At 71.1% G+C, this 24,175-nt stretch carries 27 protein-coding genes; 21 read left to right on the plus strand and 6 right to left on the minus strand.

The features are described 5' to 3' along the window. Positions 1–31: 31 nt before the first annotated feature. Entirely contained in the window at positions 32–1,816 is a 1,785-nt protein-coding gene (locus tag ACK8GG_RS00505; protein ID WP_440351406.1) for a GTPase domain-containing protein, read from the minus strand. Between the two features lie 195 nt (positions 1,817–2,011). Here ACK8GG_RS00505 and dnaK point away from each other — a divergent pair, with 195 nt between their 5' ends. The 5 genes from dnaK (at position 2,012) to ACK8GG_RS00530 (ending at position 6,725) form a co-directional block, all read left to right on the plus strand. After that, positions 2,012–3,874 (plus strand): molecular chaperone DnaK, encoded by a 1,863-nt coding sequence (dnaK, locus tag ACK8GG_RS00510; protein ID WP_440355258.1) that lies wholly within the window; start codon positions 2,012–2,014, stop codon positions 3,872–3,874. A 47-nt stretch (positions 3,875–3,921) separates the two neighbouring features. Next, a complete protein-coding gene (grpE, locus tag ACK8GG_RS00515; RefSeq protein ID WP_440351408.1) occupies positions 3,922–4,674 on the plus strand; it encodes a nucleotide exchange factor GrpE in 753 nt (250 codons plus the stop codon). A gap of 67 nt (positions 4,675–4,741) precedes the next feature. Beyond that, positions 4,742–5,932 carry a molecular chaperone DnaJ gene (gene dnaJ / locus ACK8GG_RS00520; protein ID WP_440351409.1) on the plus strand — a complete coding sequence of 397 codons (1,191 nt, stop codon included), beginning with the start codon at positions 4,742–4,744 and terminating at the stop codon, positions 5,930–5,932. A gap of 35 nt (positions 5,933–5,967) precedes the next feature. Continuing rightward, entirely contained in the window at positions 5,968–6,411 is a 444-nt protein-coding gene (locus ACK8GG_RS00525; protein WP_440351410.1) for a heat shock protein transcriptional repressor HspR, read from the plus strand. Positions 6,412–6,530: 119 nt separating this feature from the next. Continuing rightward, positions 6,531–6,725, plus strand: a complete 195-nt coding sequence (locus tag ACK8GG_RS00530) for a hypothetical protein (RefSeq protein WP_440351411.1) — start codon at positions 6,531–6,533, stop codon at positions 6,723–6,725. A gap of 11 nt (positions 6,726–6,736) precedes the next feature. Here the strand turns inward: ACK8GG_RS00530 and ACK8GG_RS00535 are convergent, their stop codons facing one another. The 3 genes from ACK8GG_RS00535 to ACK8GG_RS00545 all read right to left on the minus strand — a co-directional run bounded on the left by ACK8GG_RS00535 (position 6,737) and on the right by ACK8GG_RS00545 (position 9,053). Next, on the minus strand, positions 6,737–7,168 hold the full coding sequence (locus ACK8GG_RS00535; RefSeq protein WP_440351412.1) for a hypothetical protein: 432 nt from the start codon (positions 7,166–7,168) through the stop codon (positions 6,737–6,739). Positions 7,169–7,326: 158 nt separating this feature from the next. Further along, positions 7,327–8,541, minus strand: a complete 1,215-nt coding sequence (locus ACK8GG_RS00540) for a cation:proton antiporter (RefSeq protein ID WP_440351413.1) — start codon at positions 8,539–8,541, stop codon at positions 7,327–7,329. Between the two features lie 8 nt (positions 8,542–8,549). After that, positions 8,550–9,053 (minus strand): cation:proton antiporter regulatory subunit, encoded by a 504-nt coding sequence (locus ACK8GG_RS00545; RefSeq protein WP_440355259.1) that lies wholly within the window; start codon positions 9,051–9,053, stop codon positions 8,550–8,552. 170 nt (positions 9,054–9,223) lie between these two features. On the opposite strand from ACK8GG_RS00545, the gene clpB reads away from it, so the two are divergent. From clpB to ACK8GG_RS00615, 14 genes are all read left to right on the plus strand, one after another. Further along, complete coding sequence (gene clpB / locus ACK8GG_RS00550; RefSeq protein WP_440351415.1) at positions 9,224–11,809, plus strand: ATP-dependent chaperone ClpB; 2,586 nt, start codon at positions 9,224–9,226, stop codon at positions 11,807–11,809. A gap of 99 nt (positions 11,810–11,908) precedes the next feature. Beyond that, positions 11,909–12,286: a hypothetical protein gene (locus tag ACK8GG_RS00555; RefSeq protein ID WP_440355260.1), complete on the plus strand. Its 378-nt coding sequence runs from the start codon at positions 11,909–11,911 to the stop codon at positions 12,284–12,286. A gap of 96 nt (positions 12,287–12,382) precedes the next feature. Beyond that, positions 12,383–13,018 (plus strand): DUF4178 domain-containing protein, encoded by a 636-nt coding sequence (locus ACK8GG_RS00560; protein ID WP_440351417.1) that lies wholly within the window; start codon positions 12,383–12,385, stop codon positions 13,016–13,018. Then, a complete protein-coding gene (locus ACK8GG_RS00565; protein ID WP_440355261.1) occupies positions 13,018–13,521 on the plus strand; it encodes a DUF2617 family protein in 504 nt (167 codons plus the stop codon). Before ACK8GG_RS00560 ends, ACK8GG_RS00565 begins: the two co-directional genes overlap by 1 nt. After that, on the plus strand, positions 13,518–13,943 hold the full coding sequence (locus ACK8GG_RS00570) for a DUF4247 domain-containing protein (protein ID WP_440351419.1): 426 nt from the start codon (positions 13,518–13,520) through the stop codon (positions 13,941–13,943). The genes ACK8GG_RS00565 and ACK8GG_RS00570 overlap by 4 nt, the downstream gene beginning before the upstream one ends. 39 nt (positions 13,944–13,982) lie before the next feature. Beyond that, complete coding sequence (locus ACK8GG_RS00575) at positions 13,983–14,405, plus strand: DUF350 domain-containing protein (RefSeq protein ID WP_440351420.1); 423 nt, start codon at positions 13,983–13,985, stop codon at positions 14,403–14,405. Between the two features lie 47 nt (positions 14,406–14,452). Next, on the plus strand, positions 14,453–15,175 hold the full coding sequence (locus ACK8GG_RS00580) for a hypothetical protein (protein WP_440354507.1): 723 nt from the start codon (positions 14,453–14,455) through the stop codon (positions 15,173–15,175). Then, complete coding sequence (locus tag ACK8GG_RS00585; protein ID WP_440351422.1) at positions 15,172–16,773, plus strand: polyamine aminopropyltransferase; 1,602 nt, start codon at positions 15,172–15,174, stop codon at positions 16,771–16,773. The genes ACK8GG_RS00580 and ACK8GG_RS00585 overlap by 4 nt, the downstream gene beginning before the upstream one ends. Positions 16,774–16,842: 69 nt before the next feature. Beyond that, positions 16,843–17,604: a hypothetical protein gene (locus ACK8GG_RS00590; protein ID WP_440355262.1), complete on the plus strand. Its 762-nt coding sequence runs from the start codon at positions 16,843–16,845 to the stop codon at positions 17,602–17,604. Positions 17,605–17,708: 104 nt separating this feature from the next. Then, a complete protein-coding gene (locus ACK8GG_RS00595) occupies positions 17,709–18,473 on the plus strand; it encodes a hypothetical protein (RefSeq protein WP_440355263.1) in 765 nt (254 codons plus the stop codon). A gap of 68 nt (positions 18,474–18,541) precedes the next feature. Beyond that, complete coding sequence (locus ACK8GG_RS00600) at positions 18,542–19,156, plus strand: hypothetical protein (RefSeq protein ID WP_440355264.1); 615 nt, start codon at positions 18,542–18,544, stop codon at positions 19,154–19,156. 7 nt (positions 19,157–19,163) lie between these two features. Continuing rightward, a complete protein-coding gene (locus ACK8GG_RS00605; protein ID WP_440354504.1) occupies positions 19,164–20,006 on the plus strand; it encodes an SDR family NAD(P)-dependent oxidoreductase in 843 nt (280 codons plus the stop codon). 152 nt (positions 20,007–20,158) lie between these two features. Continuing rightward, positions 20,159–20,698, plus strand: coding sequence for an orotate phosphoribosyltransferase (gene pyrE / locus ACK8GG_RS00610; protein ID WP_440351427.1), 540 nt, complete (start codon positions 20,159–20,161; stop codon positions 20,696–20,698). A 57-nt stretch (positions 20,699–20,755) separates the two neighbouring features. Continuing rightward, positions 20,756–21,133 (plus strand): ArsR/SmtB family transcription factor, encoded by a 378-nt coding sequence (locus tag ACK8GG_RS00615; protein WP_440351428.1) that lies wholly within the window; start codon positions 20,756–20,758, stop codon positions 21,131–21,133. An 83-nt stretch (positions 21,134–21,216) separates the two neighbouring features. Here the strand turns inward: ACK8GG_RS00615 and ACK8GG_RS00620 are convergent, their stop codons facing one another. Together ACK8GG_RS00620 and ACK8GG_RS00625 are read right to left on the minus strand one after the other, a co-directional pair. Beyond that, positions 21,217–21,930: a DedA family protein gene (locus tag ACK8GG_RS00620; RefSeq protein WP_440354503.1), complete on the minus strand. Its 714-nt coding sequence runs from the start codon at positions 21,928–21,930 to the stop codon at positions 21,217–21,219. 194 nt (positions 21,931–22,124) lie between these two features. Further along, positions 22,125–22,340: a hypothetical protein gene (locus ACK8GG_RS00625; RefSeq protein WP_440354502.1), complete on the minus strand. Its 216-nt coding sequence runs from the start codon at positions 22,338–22,340 to the stop codon at positions 22,125–22,127. 167 nt (positions 22,341–22,507) lie between these two features. Here ACK8GG_RS00625 and ACK8GG_RS00630 point away from each other — a divergent pair, with 167 nt between their 5' ends. After that, entirely contained in the window at positions 22,508–22,891 is a 384-nt protein-coding gene (locus tag ACK8GG_RS00630) for a phage holin family protein (RefSeq protein WP_440351431.1), read from the plus strand. 126 nt (positions 22,892–23,017) lie between these two features. After that, positions 23,018–24,043 (plus strand): class II fructose-bisphosphate aldolase, encoded by a 1,026-nt coding sequence (gene fbaA, locus ACK8GG_RS00635; RefSeq protein WP_440351432.1) that lies wholly within the window; start codon positions 23,018–23,020, stop codon positions 24,041–24,043. The last annotated feature ends 132 nt before the right edge of the window (positions 24,044–24,175 follow it).

Raw genomic sequence — 24,175 nt, forward strand, 5'->3', positions numbered from 1 at the left:
CGGTCCCCCTCGTCCACGCCCATGGTTGCGATCATGTCGCGGATCCGGCCGGCGCGTGGCCCGGGGGCTCGGCAAGGCCGAACTCGCGGTGCGCGGCGGCGACCTCCGCGGCGGCGGCGCGCAGGCGCTCGGCCGTCGGGCCGGCTTCGGCGGCGACCGCGGTCAGCGCGGTGTAGCGCGCCGCCTCCTCCGCGAGCAGGGCGTCGACCCGGGTGAGCAGGTCGGTGCGGGCCCGCGCCGCAAGGGTCCGTACCGCCTGGTCACCGAAGATCGCCTGGAGTACCGACTGGGCGGCGACGGCGGTGCCGGCGCCGGTGGCGACCTCCAGCCCGGTGGGGATGAAGGCGGTCGAGGCGAAGACAGCGATCATGACGGTGACGCCGGTGACGTTGACGGCGTAGGCGGCGGTCCGGGCGACGAAGCGCTTGTCGCCGCCCTCGGCCCGGACGAGCTCCAGCACGTCGCGCTGCCAGTCCCGGACCAGCCGCTCGGCCCGCTCGCCGAGGTCCGCGCCGGGCCGGGCCAGCTCCGGCGTGAGCAGCGCCGCGCCCGCCGGGTGCGCCTGCCAGCCGGTGTACGCCTGCTCGGCCGCGTCGGCGGCGACCCCGCGCAGCAGGGTGACCAGCTGCGACTCGATGGCGTCGCGCAGCTCGGCGGCGGGCGGGGTGCGGCCGGTGACGGCGGCGACCACCCGGTCGCGCAGCCGGCCGATGCGGGCTTCCAGGCCGCGCAGGAACTCGCCGGTGCCGACGAACTCCTGCCAGCGGGCGAGCACCTCGCCGCGGAGCAGCCGTCCGTCCTGCACCGCCTGCTCGACGGTGCGGCGCGCGCCCCGGTACGCCGCCTCGACCCGTTCGTCGAGCGCGGTGGCGGCGGTCGCCTGCTCGTCGGCGGCGGCGGCGAGCTGTGCGACGGCGGGGTGCAGGGCGGCGAGCGCGCCGTCGAGGGTCTGCCGCACCACGGCGTCGCGGGCGTCGGAGTCGGCGGCGAGGCGGGCGAAGAAGTCCCGGAGTTCGGTGACGACCGGCTCGGGCAGCATCCCCTGCCCGCTGATCACGGTCTCCGGGAGGACGAAGAGCGGGGCGTCGCCGAGTTCGTTGGCGGTGAGCATCTCGGCGAGGTGGTCGCGGATCTCGTCGGCGGCCTCGGGGGGCACCCGGTCGAGCACCATCGCCACGACGGTGCCGCGGTCGCGGGCGGTGCGCAGCAGCCCCCAGGGGACCGCGTCGGCGTAGCGGGCGGCGGTGGTGACGAAGAGCCAGAGGTCGGCGGCGGCGAGGAGCTGGCCGGCGAGCGCCCGGTTGGCGTCGACGACCGAGTCGATGTCGGGGGCGTCCAGGAAGGCCAGCCCGGCGGGGAGGGCCGGCGCGGCGACCACCTGGAGCGTGTCGGTGGTGTCGCCGGGCTCGTTGGTGCGGGTCAGCCCGGGGAGGAGCTCGCCCGCGCGGAACCAGGTGGTGTCGGCGGGGTTGCAGACCAGCACCGGGGAGCGGGTGGTGGGGCGCAGCACCCCGGAGGCGCTGACCCGGGCCTGGACCAGGCTGTTGACCAGGGTCGACTTGCCGGCGCCGGTGGAACCGCCGACGACCACCAGCAGCGGGGCGTCGAGCCGGGAGAGGCGGGGCAGGAGGTAGTCGTCGAGCTGGTCGGTCACCACCGTCGCGCAGTCACGGGCCGTCCGGGCCGAGGCGAGGGCGAGCGGGTACGTCGCGGCGGTGATCGCCGTGCGCAGGTCGCCGAGGGCGGCGGGCAGTGGTGGCTCGGCGGCGACGGATGACGTCTCGGCCGGGTCTGAGTCATCGCCATGCGTCGTCACGGGTAAAGGGTGCCCGAATCGCGCAACCGGGACAACCGGAACCGCCGATACCCCAAGTTGCGCGGACCCGGCTCAACCCCGACTTGACGATCGCGGGCGGCGTGGCACTATTGAGTCAGGTTCACTCAACTTGAGATGGGTGCGCTGCGGGCGGTGCCCGTCACCTGCTCAACGTAACGAAGCGAGGAAGCAAAGATGGCACGTGCGGTCGGCATCGACCTCGGCACGACGAACTCCTGCGTCAGCGTTCTCGAAGGCGGTGAGCCAACCGTCATCGCCAACGCTGAGGGCTCGCGGACGACCCCATCGATCGTCGCGTTCGCCCGCAACGGTGAGGTTCTCGTCGGCGAGGTAGCCAAGCGTCAGGCGGTGACCAACCCGGATCGGACCATCCGGTCGGTCAAGCGGGAGATCGGCACCAACTGGACCGTCGACATCGACGGCAAGAAGTACACCCCCCAGGAGATCTCGGCGCGGACGCTGATGAAGCTCAAGCGGGACGCCGAGGCGTACCTGGGTGAGCAGATCAGCGACGCGGTGATCACCGTTCCCGCGTACTTCAACGACGGCCAGCGTCAGGCCACCAAGGAGGCCGGCGAGATCGCCGGCTTCAACGTGCTGCGGATCGTGAACGAGCCGACCGCGGCCGCCCTGGCGTACGGCCTGGACAAGGGCTCCAAGGAGCAGACCGTCCTCGTCTTCGACCTCGGCGGTGGCACCTTCGACGTGTCGCTGCTGGAGCTCGCCGAGGGCGTGATCGAGGTCAAGTCCACCAGCGGTGACAACCTGCTCGGTGGTGACGACTGGGACCAGCGGGTGATGGACCACCTGGTCAAGACCTTCCGCGGCCAGCACGGCATCGACCTGTCCCAGGACAAGATGGCGCTGCAGCGTCTGCGGGAGGCCGCGGAGAAGGCCAAGATCGAGCTCTCCGCCGCGACCACCACCAACATCAACCTGCCGTACATCACGGCGGGCGAGTCGGGCCCGCTGCACCTGGACGTGACCCTGACCCGGGCCGAGTTCCAGCGGATGACGCAGGACCTGCTCGACCGCTGCAAGGGCCCGTTCGAGCAGGCTGTGAAGGACGCCGGGATCAAGATCTCCGACGTCGACCACGTGATCCTGGTCGGCGGCTCGACCCGCATGCCGGCCGTCACCGACCTGGTCAAGGAGCTGACCGGCCGCGAGCCCAACAAGGGAGTCAACCCGGACGAGGTCGTCGCCGTCGGTGCCGCCCTGCAGGCCGGTGTGCTCAAGGGCGAGGTCAAGGACGTCCTGCTGCTCGACGTCACCCCGCTGAGCCTGGGCATCGAGACCAAGGGTGGCATCTTCACCAAGCTCATCGAGCGCAACACCACCATCCCGACCAAGCGCTCCGAGGTCTTCACCACCGCGGACGACAACCAGCCGTCGGTGCTGATCCAGGTCTTCCAGGGTGAGCGGGACATCGCCGCCTACAACAAGAAGCTGGGCACCTTCGAGCTGACCGGCCTGCCGCCGGCGCCGCGGGGCGTGCCGCAGATCGAGGTCACCTTCGACATCGACGCCAACGGCATCGTCAACGTCCACGCCAAGGACCTCGGCACCGGCACCGAGCAGAAGATGACGATCTCCGGTGGCTCCGCGCTGCCGAAGGACGACATCGAGCGGATGATGCGCGACGCCCAGGACCACGCCGACGAGGACAAGCGCCGCCGCGAGGAGGCCGAGACCCGCAACGTGGCCGAGCAGCTCCAGTGGCAGACCGAGAAGTTCCTGGCCGAGAACGGTGACAAGCTGCCGGCCGAGGGACGCGAGCAGATCAACGAGGCGCTCGGCGAGCTGCGTGGCGCGCTCGGCGGCACCGACCTCGAGGCGATTAAGTCGGCGCACGAGAAGCTCTCCCAGGTCTCGCAGCAGATCGGCTCCCAGCTCTACGCCCAGCAGCAGGCCGAGCAGCCCCAGCCGGGTGCGGGCGCGGGTGCCGGAGCGGCGGGTGCCGGCGCGACCGGTGGCCCGGCCGGCGGACCCGACGACGTGGTGGACGCCGAGATCGTCGACGAAGACAAGAAGTGACCTGCCGGCCCGGCTGGTACGGCTCACGAACGGATTGAGGTAACCACATGACGGACAAGCCACGAGACACCGAGCCGGACTCCACCGGCACGGTGCCGGCGGACTCCGCGACCGTGGAATCGGCCGACTCGGCGCCGGCTGCGGCCGGCGCCGAGGAGGCGGCGGCGCAGCCGCCGGCGGCCGAGGAAGCACCGTCCGCGGAGGGCCTGGTGGAAGACGCCGAGGTGGTCGTCGACGGGGTCGAGGACGAGGTCGTCAGCCTCGAGGAACCGGCTCCCGCCGTCGACCCGGTGGTGGACGCCCCGGCGGATCCGGTGACGGAGGCGCAGCAGCCTGCCGACCGGGACGCCGGAGAGACCGCTGCGGGCGACGAGCTGGCGCTGCTCAAGATCGAGTTGCAGGAGCGCACCCGCGACCTGCAGCGCGTCACGGCCGAGTACGCCAACTACCGCAAGCGGGTCGACCGCGATCGGGGCGTCGTCGCCGAGCAGGCGACCGGTACGGTGCTGTCGGCACTGCTGCCGATCCTCGACGATCTGGACCGGGCGCGGGAACACGGCGACCTGGTCGGCGGGTTCGGATCGGTGGCGGAGCAGTTGACGACCGCCCTCGGGAAGTTCGGCCTGACCGCCTTCGGCGAGCAGGGTGACCCGTTCGACCCGACACGGCACGAGGCGGTGGCGCACCAGACCTCCGCCGAGGTGACCGAGCCGACCTGCGTACAGGTCATGCGGCGCGGCTACCAGCTGGGCGAGCGGATGCTGCGTCCGGCGATGGTCGCGGTCGCCGACCCGGAGTGACCAGTGACCGAGGTGCCCCGGTCCGCCGGGGCGCCTCGGTCGCACCTGATGGAAGGGAGGTGGATTGTTGAGTTCCAAGGATTGGCTGGAGAAGGACTTCTACGCCGTGCTGGGGGTGGACAAGTCCGCCTCCTCGGATGAGATCAAGAAGGCGTACCGGAAGCTGGCCCGGGAGAACCACCCGGACCGCAACCCCGACGACAAGCAGGCCGAGGAGCGGTTCAAGGTCGCCTCCGAGGCGTACGACGTCCTCTCCGACCCGGGCAAGCGGCGCGAGTACGACGAGATGCGCTCGCTCTTCGGCTCCGGCGCGTTCCGGCGCAACGCCCGCGCCGGCGGTGGTGGCCCGGGTGGTCCGCCCTTCGACATGTCGGACCTGTTCAACGGGGCGGGCGGTCAGGCCGGTGACCGCCGTTTCGGTGGCGCGGGCTTCTCCGACCTGTTCAGCACGATCTTCTCCGGGGGCGCGGGGGGCGCCGGCGGGCGGGCTCGTGGCCCGGCGCGCGGGCGCGACGTCGAGGCCGAGGTGTCGGTCGACTTCCAGGACGCCGTACGCGGTGTCACGCTGCCGTTGACGCTGCGCGCTCCGGGTGTCTGCGACACCTGCGCCGGCAGCGGCGCGAAGCCCGGCACCCAGCCGCGGACCTGTGCCCAGTGCGGCGGCGCCGGGGTCACCTCCCGCAACCAGGGGAGCTTCAGCTTCGCCGAGCCGTGCCGGGAGTGCCAGGGCGTCGGCACGATCGTCGACGAGAAGTGCCCGGAGTGCGCCGGCAGCGGCGGGGTCACCCGGACCCGGACCCTCAACGTCCGTTTCCCGGCGGGCGTCGCCGACGGTCAGCGGATCCGGCTGGCCGGTCGAGGTGAGCCCGGTGAGCGCGGCGGACCCGCGGGCGACCTCTTCGTGGTGGTGCACGTCCGCCCGGACGATCTCTTCGGGCGCAGCGGTGACGACCTGACCCTGACCGTGCCGATCACGTTCGCCGAGGCGGTGCTCGGCACCGATCTGCGGGTGCCGACGCTCGACGGCGCCGTGACGTTGCGGGTGCCGCCGGGCACCCCGAGCGGCCGCAGGCTGCGCGCCCGCGGCAAGGGCGTGGTACGCCGGGACGGCCAGGCGGGCGACCTGCTGGTGACCCTGGAGATCGTGGTGCCCTCGAAGGTCTCCGACGAGGCGCGCGCGGCGCTGGAGGAATTCGGCGCGCACACCCCTCCCGCCGCGCGGGAGCATCTGGAGAGCGCAGCACGCCGGTCCGGTTGATGGCCCGGTCCGGCAGTAGGCGGAGGTGACTCAGGATGGCGAGCGAGTTCGTTTCGGCGGGCGATCCGGCGTACGACGCGAAGGTTCTGATGATCTCGGTGGCGGCCCGGATGGCGGGCATGCACCCGCAGACCCTGCGCCAGTACGACCGGCTGGGGCTGGTCCAGCCCGGGCGGGCGCCCGGTGGCGGCCGGCGGTACAGCGTTCGGGACGTGATGCTGCTGCGTGAGGTGCAGCGGCTCAGCCAGGACGACGGGGTGAACCTGGCCGGCATCAAGCGGATCATCGGGCTGGAGCGGATGCTGGAGCAGATGCAGCAGCGCATCGCCGATCTGGAGACAGCGCTGGACACCGCGTACGCCCGGATGGCGGAGATGGAGTCGCTGAGCGCGTTCCCGCGCCGGGACCTGGTGCCGACGACGCGTACCTCGACAGCTGTGGTGGTCTGGCAGCAGTCCCGCGCCCGCGGTCGCGACTGACCCTCGGCAGGCCCGGTCCGGCACGGGGTCTACCGGCTTTCGACCGTGGGCGGTGGCCGGCTCGACTAGCCTCGGATGAGTCGGAAAAAGTGCGCAACGGACTCCCTGGGGAGGGGTCGATGGCTCAGTCCGAGGTCGCCCGCCAGCTCGCGGCAGAGGTCAGAGCGCGGCTCGACGAGATGCTCGGCCGGCTGGACGGGCAGTTCGCGCCGCTGCTGGTGCACCGCAGCCCGCATCAGGCCGGTCAGGTCGAGCGGGGTGCCCCGCCGAAGCGGTTGCGGCTGCACCGCGAGGTCGTGCGCCTGGCCCGGTGAGCCGCGCCGGGTCAGCCGATACGCCGGTGGCGCCGGACCAGCCCGCCCTCGCACCAGTCGTGGTAGTCGAAGAGCTCGGGCCGGGCCTGCAACGCACGGCTGTTGTGCGCCCAGAAGAGCAGCTGCTCGTCGCCGTCGCTCTCCGCCCGGTCGAGCATCTTCATCAGCTTGCGCTTGGAGTGCGCCCGGAACTTCGTCCGGATGCTGTCGGCGGCGTAGATGTAGAGGCAGTGCAGGGCGAAGCGGCGGGCCGGGCAGGTGGGGTCCATCGCCAGGTCGAAGAGGGTCGCCACCAGGTGGTCGCCGGCGACGAGCAGATCCCAGTCCGGCGGCAGCTGGTCAAGCGGGACGGAGCCGGGATCGTGTGCCCAGGCGCGCAGTTCGGCCGGCGACGGGTCGACCGGGTTGGCGAACCCGGCGAACCCCGATCCCTGCAGACTCATCGCGGTGCCTTCCGCTCGTGGTCCCCGGGAGGATCCCGTGCTGCCCGCGGACACACCTGGTTGCTGGGGCGAAACCGTAGCGTGACGGGGCTGTCAAGGGAAGAGCCGATCCCACCGGTCAGACAGCAGCCGATCCGGTGGGATCGTATCGCCCCGGATCAATCGGGAACGGGTACCGGCGCAGTCGCCAGGCGGGCGGCCCGGCGCTTGCGGACCCAGGCGCGGAACCACGGGTAGTCGGGCAGCCGGGCCAGCAACGGGCCGGCCACGACGGTGATCAGGACGTACGCGGTCGCCAGTGGCGCCAGCTGGGGTGCGATCCCGGCGCCGGCGGTGACCGCGAGTCCGGCGATGACGATGGAGAACTCGCCGCGGGGCATCAGCCCGAGTCCGGCCCGCCAGCGGCCCGCCTCGGCCATGCCGGCGCGGCGGGCGGCGAGGTAGCCGGTCGCGACCTTGGTCCCCATGGTGACCACCGCGAGGATCAGCGCCGGAATCAGCACCGGCGGGATGTCGCGCGGGTTGGTGGAGAGCCCGAAGAAGAGGAAGAAGACCGCGGCGAAGAGGTCCCGCAGCGGGGTGAGCAGCTCGGTGGCCTTGTGGGCGACCTGCCCGGAGATCGCGATGCCGACCAGGAACGCTCCGACCGCCGCCGAGACCTGCAGTTTCGCGGCGATGCCGGAGACCAGCAGGGTGGCGCCGAGGACGGTCAGCAGCAGCGCTTCGGGGTTCTTCTTCGGCAGCAGCGCCGAGATGGCCCGGCCGTACCTGATGGCGACCAGGAGCACGGCGGTGACGGTGCAGAGCGCGATGCCGAGCGCGGTCAGGCCGCCGGCGAGGCTCGCCCCGGCCAGCAGCGCGGTCAGCAGCGGCAGGTAGAAGGCCATCGCCAGGTCCTCGATGACCAGCACCGAGAGGATCACCGGGGTCTCCCGGTTGCCGACGCGTCCCAGATCGGTGAGCACCTTGGCGATCACGCCGGAGGAGGAGACCCAGGTGATGCCGGCGAGCACCACCGCGGCGAGCCAGCCCCAGCCCATCACGAGCGCGAAGAGCGCGCCGGGCACCGCGTTGAAGAGCGCGTCGATCAGCCCGGCCGGCGCCGCGGAGCGCAGGTTGGAGACGAGTTCGTTGGCGGAGTACTCCAGGCCGAGCATCAGCAGCAGCAGGATGACGCCGATCTCGGCGCCGATCTCGAAGAACTCCTCGCTGGCGTTGAGCGGGAGCAGACCGCCGTGGCCGAATGCCAGGCCGGCGAAGAGATAGAGGGGAATCGGGGACAGCCCGATCCGGCGGCTGAACTTGCCCAGCAGGCCGAGCAGCAGGAGCAGCCCGCCGACCTGGATCAGCAGGTACGTGATCTCTTCGTGCATCGGCGCCCTCAGCTGTCGGGGTCGGACTCGGCCAGGATCGCTGTCACCCCGTCCACTCCGGCCCGGGTGCCGACCACGATCACCGAGTCGCCGGCTTCGAAGCGGAAGGAGGGGGCCGGGGAGGGGATGATGTCGCCGTCGCGGACCACGGCGACGATGGAGGCGCCGGTGCGGGCCCGCGCCTTCGTCTCGCCGAGGCGCCGCCCGGCGTACCCGGAGCCGGCGGGGAGGGCGACCTGCTCGGTCACCAGGCCGCCGCTGTTGGTGCCGGTCAGCCGGGAGAGCTGGCCGAGCACCACCGAGGTGCCGAGCAGGTCGGCGAGGACGGCGGCCTCGGCGTCGCTGAGCGCCAGGTGCACGGTGGCCAGGTCGGGGTCGTCCTCGTCGAAGACGACCAGTTCCCGGCGGCCGTCGCGGTGGGAGACCACGCCGATCCGATGTCCGGTCCCGGTCAGCACGTCGTGGCGTACGCCGATGCCGGGCAGGGTTGTTTGTTCGACTCGTACACGCACGGCGGTCACCGTACTCCGGCTGGTCGAGGCCGATGGTTTGGGGAGGCAAGTTTCAGCCGTGTGTCGATACCTGGATCAAAAGTGATGCGGGTCACAGGCGTGGAGTTGAGCGGAATAGACTCAACTCTGGTTTCGTCGTTCCTGGTGGAAACGCCTGAACAGGGGAGCCGATGAACGCCGAACGTCTGACCACCAAGAGCCGCGAGGTCATCACCACCGCCGTCGCCCGCGCCGCCGAGCACGGCCACGCCGTCGTCGAGCCGTGGCACCTGCTCGTGGCCCTGCTCGACACCCCCGGCTCGACCGCGCCCGGGCTGCTGCGCGCCGTCGGGGCCGACACCGCGCAGCTGCGCCGGCAGGCCGACCGGGCGGTCCAGGCGCTACCGGCGGCCCGCGGCGCGAGCGTGGCCGAGCCGAGCGTCTCCCGCGAGTTCGCCAACGCCATCAGCGCCGCCGAGCAGATCGCCCGCCCTCTCGGTGACGAGTACACCTCCACCGAGCACCTGCTCGCCGGACTGGCCCGCGTCGGCGGCGCCGTCGCCAACACCCTCAAGTCCGCCGGCGCCACCGAGGAGGCGCTCGTCGCGGCCTTCCCCACCGTGCGCGGCGGAGACCGCCGGGTCACCACCGCCGACCCCGAGCAGACCTACCAGGCCCTGGAGAAGTACGGCGTCGACCTCACCGAGAGCGCCCGCGCCGGCAAGATCGACCCGGTGATCGGGCGGGACGCCGAGATCCGCCGCGTCATCCAGGTGCTCTCCCGGCGTACGAAGAACAACCCGGTGCTGATCGGTGAGCCCGGCGTCGGCAAGACCGCGATCGTCGAAGGGCTGGCCCAGCGGATCGTCGCCGGCGACGTCCCCGAGTCGCTGCGCAACAAGAAGCTCGTCTCCCTCGACCTCGGCGCGATGGTCGCCGGCGCGCAGTACCGCGGCCAGTTCGAGGAGCGGCTCAAGTCCGTCCTGGAGGAGATCAAGAACTCCGACGGGCAGGTCATCACCTTCCTCGACGAACTGCACACCGTCGTCGGCGCCGGCAAGGGCGAGGGCTCGATGGACGCCGGCAACATGCTCAAGCCGATGCTGGCCCGCGGCGAGCTGCGGATGGTCGGCGCGACCACCCTCGACGAGTACCGCGAGCACATCGAGAAGGACCCCGCGCTGGAGCGCCGCTTCCAGCCGGTGCTGGTCGGCGAGCCGACCATCGAGGACACCATCGGCATCCTGCGCGGCCTCAAGGAGCGCTACGAGGTGCACCACGGCGTCCGGATCACCGACGCCGCGCTGGTCGCCGCCGCCACCCTCTCCGACCGCTACATCGCCGACCGGTTCCTGCCCGACAAGGCCATCGACCTGGTCGACGAGGCCGCCTCCCGGCTCCGTATGGAGATCGACTCGCGGCCGGTCGAGGTGGACGAGATCGAACGGGCAGTCCGGCGCCTGGAGATCGAGGAGATGGCGCTGGCCAAGGAGCCCGACCCGGCCTCGGCCGAGCGGCTGCAGCGCCTGCGCGGCGAACTCGCCGACAAGCGGGAGCAGCTCACCGCGCTCAGCGAGCGCTGGCAGCTGGAGAAGGAGCACATCACCCGCATCTCCAACGCCAAGGAGGAGCTGGAGCGCCTCGGCGGCGAGGCCGAGCGCGCCGAGCGCGACGGGGAGCTGGAGCGCGCCGCCGAGCTGCGCTACGGCCGGATCCCGCAACTGCGCGGCGAACTGGCCCAGGCCGAGGCGGAGCTGGCAGTGCTCCAGGCCGACGGCGGCATGCTCAACGAGGAGGTCGGCGCGGACGACATCGCCGCCGTCGTCGGCGCCTGGACGGGCATCCCGGCCGGCCGGATGCTGGAGGGCGAGACCGCCAAGCTGCTGCGGATGGAGGACTCCCTCAGCGAGCGCGTGGTCGGCCAGGCCGAGGCCGTCGCCGCCGTCGCCGACGCGGTCCGCCGCGCCCGCGCCGGCATCGCCGACCCCGACCGCCCCACCGGCAGCTTCCTCTTCCTGGGCCCGACCGGCGTCGGCAAGACCGAGCTGGCCAAGGCGCTCGCCGGCTTCCTCTTCGACGACGACCGGGCAATGGTCCGCATCGACATGAGCGAGTACGGCGAGAAGCACTCCGTCGCCCGGCTCGTCGGTGCCCCGCCCGGCTACGTCGGCTACGACGAGGGCGGCCAGCTGACCGAGGCGGTGCGCCGCCGGCCGTACTCGGTGATCCTCCTCGACGAGGTGGAGAAGGCCCACCCGGACGTCTTCGACGTGCTGCTGCAGGTCCTCGACGACGGGCGGCTCACCGACGGGCAGGGGCGCACGGTCGACTTCCGCAACGCCATCCTGATCCTCACCTCCAACCTCGGCTCGCACGTCATCAGCGACCTGACGCTGAGCGAGGAGGCCCGCAAGGAGGCGGTGCTGGCGGTGGTCCGCTCCAGCTTCAAGCCGGAGTTCCTCAACCGGCTCGACGACATCGTGGTCTTCCACTCGCTGGCCGCCGGCGACCTCCGGTCGATCGTGGACATCCAGCTCGACCGCCTCGGCGCACGGCTCGCCGACCGCCGCCTCACGCTGGACGTCACCGACGCCGCGCGCGACTGGCTCGCCCAGCACGGCTACGACCCGATGTACGGGGCCCGGCCGCTGCGGCGGCTGGTGCAGACCGCCATCGGCGACCAGCTCGCCAAGGCACTGCTCGGTGGCAGGATCCGCGACGGGGAGACCGTCCGGGTCGACCGGGACGGCGACGCCCTGGTCGTCACCGCCGCCTGACCAGCCCCCTCCGGTGACCGTGATCGGCAGGACGCCCCCCGGCTCCTGCCGATCACGCGTACCGGGTTATCGCCCTCCTTCGAAGGGAAATAGACCCCCATGGCCGAGACCAGCTGGGACACGAGCGACCTGGACGCCGCCGCGCGGGAACTCGCCGGCGCCGACGTGGTCGCCTTCGGCGGCGTCGGCATCGCCGGGAGCACCCTCCCGGCCACCGCGGCGTACCGCCTGCTCGAGCAGGCGCTGCCCACCCACGCCGACCAGGTACGCCGGCAGGTGGCCTGGCTGCTGGAGCAGGGCAGCCCGGCCGGCAAGGCGTACGCGGCGACCCTGCTCGGCCGCTTCGACGCCGTGGCCGGGCGGACCGCCTGGGAGGCGCTGCGCGGTTCGGGGGAGGAGTTCACCACCTTCACCGGCTGCGTCATGGGGCGCACCAGTCTGGCCGACTACGCCGCCGCGCGGCTCCACGACGCCTGAGTTCGCTGCGTAACCGCACCATTACCGATGTGAGCTGTGCTTACGTGAGGTGCGCGCAGTTGTTACCGTCTTCGCCGACACCCCTGGGGAGGGCGAATGAACGGTTCGTTTGCGGTCCTGCTGGTCGGCCTGGCGGGCCTCGTCGCTGTGGCGGGTGTCGTCATCGCGGTGATCGCGGTCCGGAACAGCAAGCGGCAGCGCCCGCCGGCCCCGACCGGGCCCGTCGACCCGTTCCGGCAGGTCGAGGAGGACGCCGACGCGCTCCGCGGTGACCCGCGCAAACTCGCCCCCGGCGACATCGTGGAGATCCGCGGCGTCTCCTACGGCGTACGGGGCTCGCTGCACTTCCAGGAGGGCGACTACCGCTGGGCCGAGCACCTGCTCGACGACGCCGCCGGCACCAAGCGCTGGATCTCCGTGGAGGAGGACCCCGACCTGGAGCTGGTGCTCTGGACCGAGGTGCGGGGCGCGACCGTCACCCCGGGCGCGCCTAGCATCGACTTCGACGGCCGCCGTTACGCCAGCGACGAGTCCGGCAGCGCCCGCTTCACCGCAGTGGGGACGACCGGGCTGAACCCGAACGGCACCATCCGCTACCACGACTACTGCGCGCCGGACGACGCCCGGCTCTCCTTCGAGTCCTACGGCGGCGCCGGCTGGGAGGTCGGCCGCGGTGAGCGGCTGCACCGGGCCGAGGTGCAGATCTACCGGCAGTCCCGGGAGAGCAGCTGATGCTGGTCAGCCTCGACACGCCGTACGCCGACACCACCGCCGCCGACCTCAGCCTCGCGCTCGACGGTCCCGAACAACCCGCCCTGCACGTGCTCGAATGCCGCCTGCCGGGGGGCGCGACGGCGGTGCTGCGGCTGCTCGGCGCCTCCCACCAGGTCCTGCTGCGCGCCGGTGACCGGCGGATCAGCGAGACCGTCGCCTGCCTGCCCGGCCGCACCCCGCAACTGCCGGAGCAGGCCGGCGGACACGACGGCCGGTACGCCTTCCGCGCCGAGGTGTGCCGGCTGGACCGCGCCGGGCTCGGCGCGCGCATCGCCGAGCTGCGCAGCACGCTCGACGACGACCCGTACGCGCTGGTCGGGGTCTTCCCCGGCGACCCGGACGCGGTGACCGCGCTGCGACTCGCCCCGGTGGACGACGGCGCGGTGCGCTGGCAGACCTGGCACGCCTATCCGCAGACCGGGGAACTGGTCACCACCTCCACGACGGTGAATCTGACATGACCTATCGCAGATGGTTCGTCTTCGGCGCCGCCTTCGCGGTGATCGGGGCGCTGGTGGCGAGCTTCGCCATCTTCTACGGCAGCTTCTCCCCGCGCGGCTTCGTCGAGGACAGGTACAGCCGCACGTCGCGCCTGGACATCGGATCGCAGGCCAAGGCGTACACCTCGCCGAAGGCGCCGAGCGTCGTCTCCAAGGAGATCACCGACGCCTGGCAGCCGGCCGACCAGTACGTCGACGCCAGCGGCGTCTACCTGCGCTACGACGACGACGCGGTGGTGATCAAACCGAACAACACCGGTTCGGTGATCCTGGTCGAAGACGCCTCCAGCGCCTACCACCGCTACCACGCCTACGTCGGCAGCGGCTGGGGCTGGGGCCGGGGCACCACCGTACGGGGCGGCGGCCCCGGTAGCGGCAAGTAGCGCAGCACCTCTCACCTCACCCCTTCCTGGAGCCCGCTCATGTCCAAACTCGTCCTTGATCTGATGGTCTCGCTCGCCTACTGCGGCATCGGCGTGCTGCTGATGGCGATCGGCTACGTGCTGGTCGACGTCGCCACCCCCGGTCGGCTCAAGGAGCTGATCTGGGTGGACCGCAACCACAACGCGGCGCTGCTGCTCGCCTCCAACCTGGTCGGCGTCGGCATCATCGTCGTCGCGGCGATCTTCGCCAGCCCGGAGACCTTCGCGCTGGGTCTGGTCGGCACCGTCGCGTACGGACTGCTGGGCCTGGTCGTGATGGCCGTCGCCTTCGTGCTGCTCGACATCGCCACGCCCGGCAAGCTGGGCGTGATCCTGGTCGACCCGCAGCCGCACCCGGCGGTCTGGATCAACGCGGTCGTGCACGTGGCGACGGGCGCGGTCATCGCGGCGGCGATCATCTGATGTCCGCCTCGCGGGGACCCAGGGTCGCCAGGGCCCTGGTCGGTGCCGTGGCCGTCATTGTGCTCGGCGGCTGCGGTATCGGGGACAACAGCACGACGGTGCCGCCGCCCACCACGCAGCAGAGCGCCGACACCGTCGAGGTGCTGCAGCGCTCCGCTGCCGAGCACGGCATCTGCTACGGCTGGAAGCTGATCGGCAACGGCAGCACTCTCAGCGCCGGCTCCAACCTCGGCGAAGGGATCCTCGTCAGCGAATCCTCCAGGTGCCCGAGCTGGCTGGAGGTGAGCGCCACTGTCATCTACACGTCGTCGTCGAGCGAGTTCGAGGACAGCGCGTCGGTCACTGTCAGCAGCAACGGCGGCATTTCGTCGGAGCAGGACGCCTACCCCTGGTTGAGCCGCTTCGGCCTCGACAAGGCCGTCTTCATCGACGACCCCGGGTGGGCGATCACCCGCGCGGCCACGCTGCTGCCGCTGCTGGCGGTGGAGGAGGGCTACGTCACCCCCGGGCCCGCGGTGGCACCGACCGCTGCCGAACCGACTGCGGCGCCGTCGAACCTGCCGAGCGCGGGCAACGACTTCCTGCGGGACCGGTGGGGCTACCTGCTCGCCGCGTTCGTCGTGCTGGCGTCGGCCGCCGCGCTGATCGCCACCGGTATCTGGCAGCGGGCGAGCCAGCGCCGCACGGCCGCGCAGGCGGCAGCCCGTCGCGGGCCACCGAACCAGCAGCCGGGAGGCGGGCCGCGGCAGAACCCGTACCGCCGGCGATGACCAGCGCCGGTACATCGGCCGGGGTCGAGCAGGCGCAGGAAGCGCCGGCGGGTTCCCGGTGGCGGCTGCGCCGGGCGGCCGTGCTCGCCACGGTCTTCGTCTGCGCCGCCTGCGGGCTCGTCTACGAGCTGGCCCTGGTCGCGCTCGGCAGTTACCTGATCGGCGACACCGTCGGGCAGGCATCGATCGTGCTCGGCGTGATGGTCTTCGCCATGGGCGTCGGGGCGCTCGCCGCCAAGCCGCTGCAGCCCTGGGCCGCCGCCGCCTTCGCCGCGGTCGAGCTGGCCCTGGCGCTTCTCGGCGGCGTGTCGGTCCTCGGCCTCTACGCCGCCTTCGCCTGGCTGGACCTCTACGGCCCGGCTCTGGTGATCGTCGCGTTCGTGCTCGGTCTGCTGATCGGCGCCGAGATCCCGTTGCTGATGGTGCTCCTGCAGCAGATCCGCGCCCAGTCCGCAGGCAGCGCCGTCGCCGACCTCTTCGCCGCCGACTACGTCGGCGCGCTGCTCGGCGGGCTCGCCTTCCCGTTCCTGCTGATCCCGGTCTTCGGCCAGCTCAAAGGGGCGCTGGTGGTGGGGGCGGTGAACGCCGTCGCCGGGCTGATCCTGGTGCTCACCGTCTTCCGCAGGCAGCTCGCCCGGCGTACCCGGGTCGCGCTGACCGCCGGTTTCGTCGTGGTCGGACTCTGCCTCGGGTACGCCTACGTCACCGCCGAGGATTTCGAGCTCACCGCCCGCCAGCAGCTCTACCGCGACCCGGTGGTGCACGCCGAACGCAGCGTCTACCAGGAGATCGTGCTGACCCGGTCGATGGGCCGGGACGCCGCCGGCAACGAGGATCTGCGCCTCTACCTCAACGGGGACCTGCAGTTCAGCTCCGCCGACGAGTACCGCTACCACGAGGCGCTGGTGCATCCGGTCCTCAACGGCGGCCGCTCCAACGTGCTGATTCTGGGCGCCGGTGACGGGCTGGCGCTGCGGGAGGTGCTGCGCTACCCCGACGTGGAGTCGGTGACCCTGGTCGAGCTGGACCCGGCGGTGGTGCTGCTGGCGCGTACCGAACCCCGGTTGCGCGAACTCAACGCCGGGGCCTTCGACGACCCGCGGGTCCGCCTGGTGCACACCGACGCCTTCGGCTGGTTGCGGGACGCCGCCGACCGCTTCGACGCGGTGATCGTGGACCTGCCCGACCCGGACGAGACGGCGACGGCGAAGCTCTACTCGGTGGAGTTCTACACCCTGGTGCGGGCGGTGCTCGCCGACGACGCCCGGGTGGTGGTGCAGTCCGGCTCGCCGTACTTCGCACCGAGGTCGTACTGGTCGATCGAGGCGTCGCTGCGGGCGGCCGGGTTCGCGACCACGCCGTACCACGTGGACGTCCCCTCCTTCGGTGACTGGGGTTTCCTGCTGGCGGCGACCGGCCCGCAGGCGCCGCCACTCGGCCTGTCGCCGCAGGCGCCGCCGCGGCGCTTCCTCGACGAGGCGACGCTCGCCCAGGCCGCGACGTTCCCCCCGGACCGGGCCCGGGTCGAGGTCTCCGCCTCGACGCTGATGTCACCGAAGGTTCTGGAGTACGCCCGCGGGGAGTGGCGCGGCTACTGAGGCCGCCGAACGGATCGAAGGGAAACCATGAACCAGGCAGGACCACCGGCGCGGCCACGACCTGGCGTCGTGAGCGCCTCCAGCTATCTGCTCTACCTGTACGCCCTGATCCAGGTGATCTCACTGGCCCTGGCGATCCCCGCGATGAACGCCACCGAGGAGGCGCTCAAGGAACTCTCCGTCGGGATGGAGAGTCTCTATACGCCGACGGTCTATCTGACGGCCGGTTGCACGATGGTCTTCGTGGTGGCGCTGGTGGTGCTGGCGGCCCTCAACAGCCGAGGGGCGAACGGCGCCAGAATCACGACCTGGGTGCTCGTGGGTCTGATGTCCTGCTGCGGTGGCCTGACCCTGACGAACTCGCTGGGCGGTGGCGTCGGACCGGTCACCGTCTCTGCCTCTGCCAATGGGCAGGAGGTCGATCCGTTGGCGGACAGGCTGCCCTGGTACCTGCCGGTCAGCACGGCGCTGGCGGCCGTCGCCCTGATCGCGCTCCTGACCGCCGCGATTCTGCTGGCCACGCCGACCGCGAACGCGTTCTTCCGCAAGCCGGGCAACGCCGCGACGCCGACCGGTAACGGCTACCCGGCGGGTGGGCAGTACCCGGGCTACCCGCAGCCGGGCTCGCCCGCACCGAGTTTCCCGCCAGCGCAGGGTTATCCGCCGGCTCAGGGCCATCCACCCGCGCAGGGTTACCCGCCCGCGCAGGGTTACCCACCGGCTCAGGGTTACCCGCCCGCTCAGGGTTACCCGTCGGCTCAGGGGCAGCAGGGTTATCCGCAGGCTGAGCCGCCGCAGGGTCCGTGGGGCGGCCCGGGCGACCAGCGGTAGTCCGGCGGCAGTGCCGGTGAGGTTGCGGCGGCCGGGCGTCCGCCGGGGTGTTGGACGGCGACGGCTAGCGTTGTCGGCCTGAAGCACCGACCAGGGAGTCAACCGTGACCGCACCACTGCATCCAGCCGCGCTGCCGGCGAACCCTCGCCCGACCGTCGTGACCATCTCCAGCTATCTGCTCTTCTTCTACGCCGTACTCCAAGTGATCTCCGTGGGCGTGTCGATCCCCATGGTGACCGCCACCCAGGAGGTCACCGAGGAGCTCTACGCGGGTACGGCGATGGAGGGCGCCGCCGTCGGTGGCGTCATCGGTTCCGTGCTGGGCATCGGGATCAGCCTGCTCTTCGCGGCCGGCGTGGTGGTCCTTGCCATCTTCAACAACCGTGGCAAGAACCCGTCGCGGATCGTCACCTGGGTCGCCGCCGGTCTCACGCTCTGCTGCACCGGGCTGGGCCTGCTGGCAACCGCGGCCAGCGGGGCGCTCTCCGGCGTCGAGACCGGCGATCCCAACCTGCCCACTCAGGCGGAGCTGCAGGAGCGAATCGAGGCGGCGCTGCCCGGTTGGTACGAGCCGGCAAGCCTGGCGATCGGCATCCTCGGCATGCTGGCGATGCTGGCCGCTGCGATTCTGCTTGCCCTGCCCGCGGCGAACGAGTTCTTCCGCAAGCCGCCGGCGATGTGGGAGCCGCCGCTGCCGGGCACCGGATACCCGATGGGCGGGCAGTACCCGGGCTACCCGCAGGCGGGCGCCGGGCAGTACCCGGGCCAGCCTCAGCAGCACCCGGCCCAGCCGCCCGCGGGCCCCGCGAATCCGGCGGATCCCGCCAACCCCGCTGATCCGACGAATCCGACGCCGCCGGCCGGCTGACGTCGTAGCGGCCACGACCGATCCTCCGGCTAGTAGGTTCCTTGAGGTACCTACCGGAAGGATCGGTCGTGGCATATCAGGACCCGGTCGCGCCCCCGGCGCCGCCGCGCCCGACGACGGTCACCCTCGCGGTGGTCGTGCTGGCGGTGCTGGCCCTCGGCGGGACGGCGTACGCGATCGTCGGGCTGGCGGTCGTCGGTGGCGTCCTCGACCGCTACCGCGAACTCGCGGCGGCCGCCGGCGCCACCGCGGCCGAGATCGACAGCCTGGCGGTGCTCCCGGTCGGGCTGGCCGTGCTCGCGACGATCCTGGCGCTGGCCGTGGCGGGGCTGCTGCTGGTGCTGGCCCGAGGGCTCGCGCGCCGCCAGGCGGTGGCCCGGCTGGTCACCTGGCTGGTCAGCGCGACCGGGCTGCTCTGCGGCGGCGTCACCCTCGCGGTGGTGGTGGCCCAGCGGGCGGTGTCGCCGGACTTCGTCTTCGACCCTGTCGACACCACCGTTGTCACCGCGCTCGCCGAGGCGTATCCCCGGTGGTGGCTGCCGCTCGGCGCGGCACTTCCGGTGGCCCAGGTACTCGGCTACCTTGTGGTGGCTCTGCTGCTCTGCTCGCCGGCGGCGAACAGGTACTTCCGTCGCACCGCCCGGCCGGCGTCACCCGCCCCGGCCGCTGATGTGTGGAGATGAGATCCCCGTGGCCGAAACGCCGGAGCCCGTCCCCGGACCCGTGACCCCCCGCGCGCTGATCACCGGCGCCACCGCCGGAATCGGTGCGGCCTTCGCCCGCCGGCTCGCCGCCGACGGTCATCACCTGGTCCTGGTGGCCCGCGACGCCCGCCGGCTCGCCGAGCACGCCGCCGAGTTGACCGAACGGCACGGTGTCGGCGTCGAGGTGCTCCCGGCCGATCTGTCCACCGACGACGGGTGCGCGGTGGTGGAGCGGTGGCTGGCGCGCGACGACCGGATCGACCTGCTGGTTAACAACGCCGGCATCAGCCTGAACCGGCCGTTTCTGCGCTCCACCCCGGAGGACGAGGCCCGGCTGCTGCGGTTGAACGTCCACGCGGTGATGCGGTTGACCCTCGCCGCGCTGCGGCCGATGACCCAACAGCGCCGTGGGGCAGTGATTAATGTCTCTTCCGTTGCCGGCTTCGGTGCCGTGATGCCCGGTTCAACCTATTCGGCCTCCAAGGCGTGGGTGACGAACTTCAGTGAATCCGTCGGTCAGTCCGTCCGGCCGTACGGTGTGCGGGTGATGGCGCTCTGTCCGGGCTACACCCGGACCGAATTCCACGACCGGGCCGGCATCAACATGTCCGGCACCCCGGGGTGGCTCTGGCTCCAGGCTGACGATGTCGTCAACGACGCCCTGCGTGACCTGCATAAAGGCAAGTTGATCAGTGTGCCGGACTGGAAGTACAAGCTGGCGGTGGCCGGACTGCGGCACACCCCGCAGCGGTTGCTGCAGGCCATCGCCCGGGACACCCGTGGGCGGATCGGCCGAGACGAATCCGACCGCGGAGACCAGCCGTCCTAACCGGACGGATCATCGGCCCGGGCCGAGTGCCCAGTCCCTGGTCAACACGTAGCGCAGCGTGTTCATGATCTTTTGGTCACCTATCCCTCATCGGGCTGAACACCGCCGACCCTGAACGCGGCTCTCAGACTCGACCGCTACCCTTACCGGCCATGGGGGACACCGACGACCTGCGCAAATTCATCACCGACCTGGCTGTTGTCCACGGCCGCGTGGTGCTGTCATCGGGCCGTGAAGCCGACTGGTACGTCGATCTCCGCCGTGTCACGCTCCATCACGCGGCGGCACCATTGGTGGGTCGGGCGATGCTCGACCTGACCGCCGATCTGGAGTTCGACGCGGTCGGTGGACTGACGCTGGGCGCCGACCCGGTGGGGATCGCGATGCTGCACGCCGCCGCCGCACAAGGGCGGCAGCTCGACGCGTTCGTGGTCCGCAAGGCCGGCAAGGCCCATGGGCTCCAGCGTCGCATCGAGGGGCCTGATGTGGCGGGCCGTCGGGTGTTGGCTGTGGAAGACACCTCGACCACGGGAAGCAGCGTGCTCTCCGCAGTCGAGGCATTGCAAGAGGTTGGGGCCGAGGTAGTGGGCGTGGCGGTTATCGTTGACCGGGGAGCCGGTGATGCCGTCAGAGCCGCCGGACTGCCGTACCGGTCGGTCTTCACGCTGGCTGACCTCGGTCTTGTGGCTTAAAAGAATGCCGATTCGGATCTGCTGATATGCAGGCGGGTCGATGCTGCTGGTGGAAGGATGGATTTCGTGGGAACCGCTTTGGCTGAAACGACTATGCCTCAGATCTCGCCGCTTGCCGGTGAGCCGATTGAACGTGCCGACGCGGAGCGTCTCGCCGGGGTCCTCAAGGCCCTCGCGGACCCGGCTCGGCTGCGCCTGCTCAGTTTGATTCAGTCCGCGCCGGAGGGCGAGGCCTGCGTCTGCGACCTGACCGCACCGCTCGGGCTCTCGCAGCCGACGGTCAGTCACCACCTTCGGATCCTCACCGAGGCGGGGCTGCTCGAGCGGGAGAAGCGTGGTGTGTGGGCGTACTACCGGCTGGTGCCGAGTGCGATCGCGACCATCGCCGATCTGCTCACCCCGCCGCGCAAGCGTGCCACCAAGAAGGCGCGCTGACCGTACTGACCGCACAGAACACCGACCGCCGGTGACCTTCCCTCGACGAGGGCGGTCACCGGCGGTCGGTGTCTGCGGTGGTTCTAGTTGCCGCGGTAGTGCTGCTGGGTCTCCTGGATCGCCCGCTCGGCCGCGGCCTTCTCCGCCAGCGTGGTGCCCCGCTTCGCCGCCATCCGCGCCCGGAGCAGCTCGAAGACGATCGGCAGGACCGAGACGACCACGATGCCGATCAGGATCATCTCGATGTTCGCCTTGACGAACGGGATCTGCCCGAGGAAGTAGCCGAGCACGGTGACGCCGGTGCCCCAGAGGATGCCGCCGATCACGTTGTAGATCACGAAGGTGCGGTAGTTCATCTTGCTCACGCCGGCCACGATCGGCGTGAAGGTCCGCACGATCGGCACGAACCGGGCCAGCACGATGGAGCGGGCGCCGTACTTCTCGAAGAAGTCGTGCGCCTTGATGACGTGCTCCTGCTTGAAGAAGCGGGAGTTGGGGCGCCGGAACAGCGCCGGGCCGACCTTGCGGCCGAAGAGATAGCCGACCTGGTCACCGGCGATCGCCGCGATGGTGATCAGCAGGCAGACCAGCCAGAGCGGGTGGGTGATGTACTTCCCGTCGGCGGTGAGCAGCCCGGCCGTGAACAGCAGCGAGTCACCCGGCAGGAAGAACCCGAAGAAGAGACCGGATTCGGCGAATACGATCGCCAGAATGCCGAGCAGGCCGAACGTCGAGATCAACCACTCCGGATCGAGCCATTCGGGTCCGAGGGCCAGGGTGGTAATGGGCGTCGGCACAGGCGACCTCCGATAGCTTCCCGTTGGGGTGTGTGAACCAGCCGAAGTCGGTGGCGGTTACCCGGGCAGTGTAGGGGCCAATCCTGAGCGATCCCGCGCGCATGCGGATCAAACAGCCGCAGTGGCTGACAAGTCCGTTTCCTGCGCTGCGCTGCGCCACCGGGCCGTCACGGCCCGCTGCGCTCGACGCGAGGTCAGCGGTAGTCGTCCTCGTCGACGCCGACGATCCGGGCCTGCTCCAGCGAATCCCAGTCGTCGACCTCGAAGCCGCGCTGCACGACCGGCTCCTCCGTCGACGGATCGACCGGGATCGCCTGCTCGACCGCGTCCCGCTCCGGGGTCTCCAGGTTGCGCTCGCCCGGCGGAAGGCTCTCGTCGGGAGTGAACTCGTCCTCGTCGGGCTGGCCCATGGGTCGCCTCCTCGCGCTGGTCGGGCTGGTCGGTCGCGGTGCGCCTCCCGGCCGGGTGGCCTCTCCCACCGTACGGGCTGTTCGTCCTTTCCGCGGGAAGCCGGCGGCAAACCGCGAGTCGCTGATTGTCCGTCGCAGTGGCCGCGCCGAATGCCAGGATGAGGGGCATGGGACTACTGGTTCGGCTCCTGATCGGGGCCCTGGCGCTCTGGGTGACGACCCTGGTGGTGCCGGGAATCGAAGTCGACGGGGGCTCCACCGCGGAGAAGGCCGGCACCCTGATCGTCGTCGCCCTGATCTTCGGCGTCGTCAACGCGGTGATCAAGCCGCTGATCAAGGTCGTCGGCTGCGTCTTCTACATCCTCACGCTCGGCCTGTTCGCGCTGGTGGTCAACGCCCTGCTCTTCCTGCTCACCGACTGGATCGCCGGGGCGCTCGACCTGCCGTTCCACATCTCCGGATTCTGGGCGGCGTTCTGGGGCGCCATCGTGATGGCGGTGGTGACCTGGGCGATCAGCGTCCTCGTGCCGGACAGCTGGGAACGCCGGTGAGATCACCTCGGTTGTACCCGAGTGGCCCGGTTACGGGATACTGCCCAGCGAGGACCACGTGCCCCGCGCACTCTCCGACGACAGCGGCCACGACGGCCGGCAGCGGTAGTTAAAGGAGTCTTCCAGATGCCCATCGCTTCCCCCGAGGTCTACGCCGAGATGCTGGACCGCGCCAAGGCCGGCCGGTTCGCGTACCCCGCCATCAACGTGACGTCCTCGCAGACCCTCAACGCCGCTCTCAAGGGCTTCGCGGACGCGCAGAGCGACGGCATCATCCAGGTCTCGACCGGTGGTGCCGAGTACCTCTCCGGCCCGAGCGTCAAGAACATGGTCAGCGGCGCGGCGGCCTTCGCGGCCTACGCGTACGAGGTGGCGAAGAACTACCCGGTCAACATCGCCCTGCACACCGACCACTGTCCGAAGAACAAGCTCGACGGCTTCGTCCGGCCGCTGATGGAGATCTCCAAGGAGCGGGTGGCCAAGGGCCAGGAGCCGCTCTTCCAGTCGCACATGTGGGACGGCTCGGCCGTACCGGTGGCGGAGAACCTCCAGATCGCCGAGGAACTGCTGACGCAGGCCGCCCAGGCCAAGATCGTCCTGGAGATCGAGGTCGGCGTCGTCGGCGGCGAAGAGGACGGCGTCGAGAACGCCATCAACGAGAAGCTCTACACCACCGTCGACGACGGCCTGGCCATGGTCGAGGCGCTCGGCCTCGGCGAGAAGGGCCGCTACATGGCGGCGCTGACCTTCGGCAACGTGCACGGCGTCTACAAGCCGGGCAACGTCAAGCTCCGTCCGGAGATCCTCAAGCAGATCCAGGACGCCGTCGGCGAGCGGTACGGCAAGGACAAGCCGCTGAGCCTGGTCTTCCACGGCGGCTCCGGCTCGCTGCTGTCGGAGATCCGCGAGGCGCTCGACTACGGCGTGGTGAAGATGAACATCGACACCGACACCCAGTACTGCTTCACCCGCCCGGTCGCCGACCACATGTTCCGCAACTACGACGGCGTGCTCAAGGTCGACGGCGAGGTCGGCAACAAGAAGCTCTACGACCCGCGCGCCTGGGGCAAGGCCGCCGAGACGGGCATGGCCGCCCGCGTCGTCGAGGCCTGCGAGCACCTGCGCTCGACCGGCACCACCCTCGCCAAGTAACCCACGAACGCCCGTACGCGCGGCCGGTCCCTGCTGGGGGCCGGCCGCGCGCGCGTTGCGGGCGTGCTTCCGTGCGGCGCTTCCGTGCCGCGTGCGCGTTGCGGGCGTGCTTCCGTGCGGCGCTTCCGTGCC

It is taken from the genome of Melissospora conviva, assembly GCF_049523535.1.
GTDB classification, from domain to species: domain Bacteria; phylum Actinomycetota; class Actinomycetes; order Mycobacteriales; family Micromonosporaceae; genus Melissospora; species Melissospora conviva.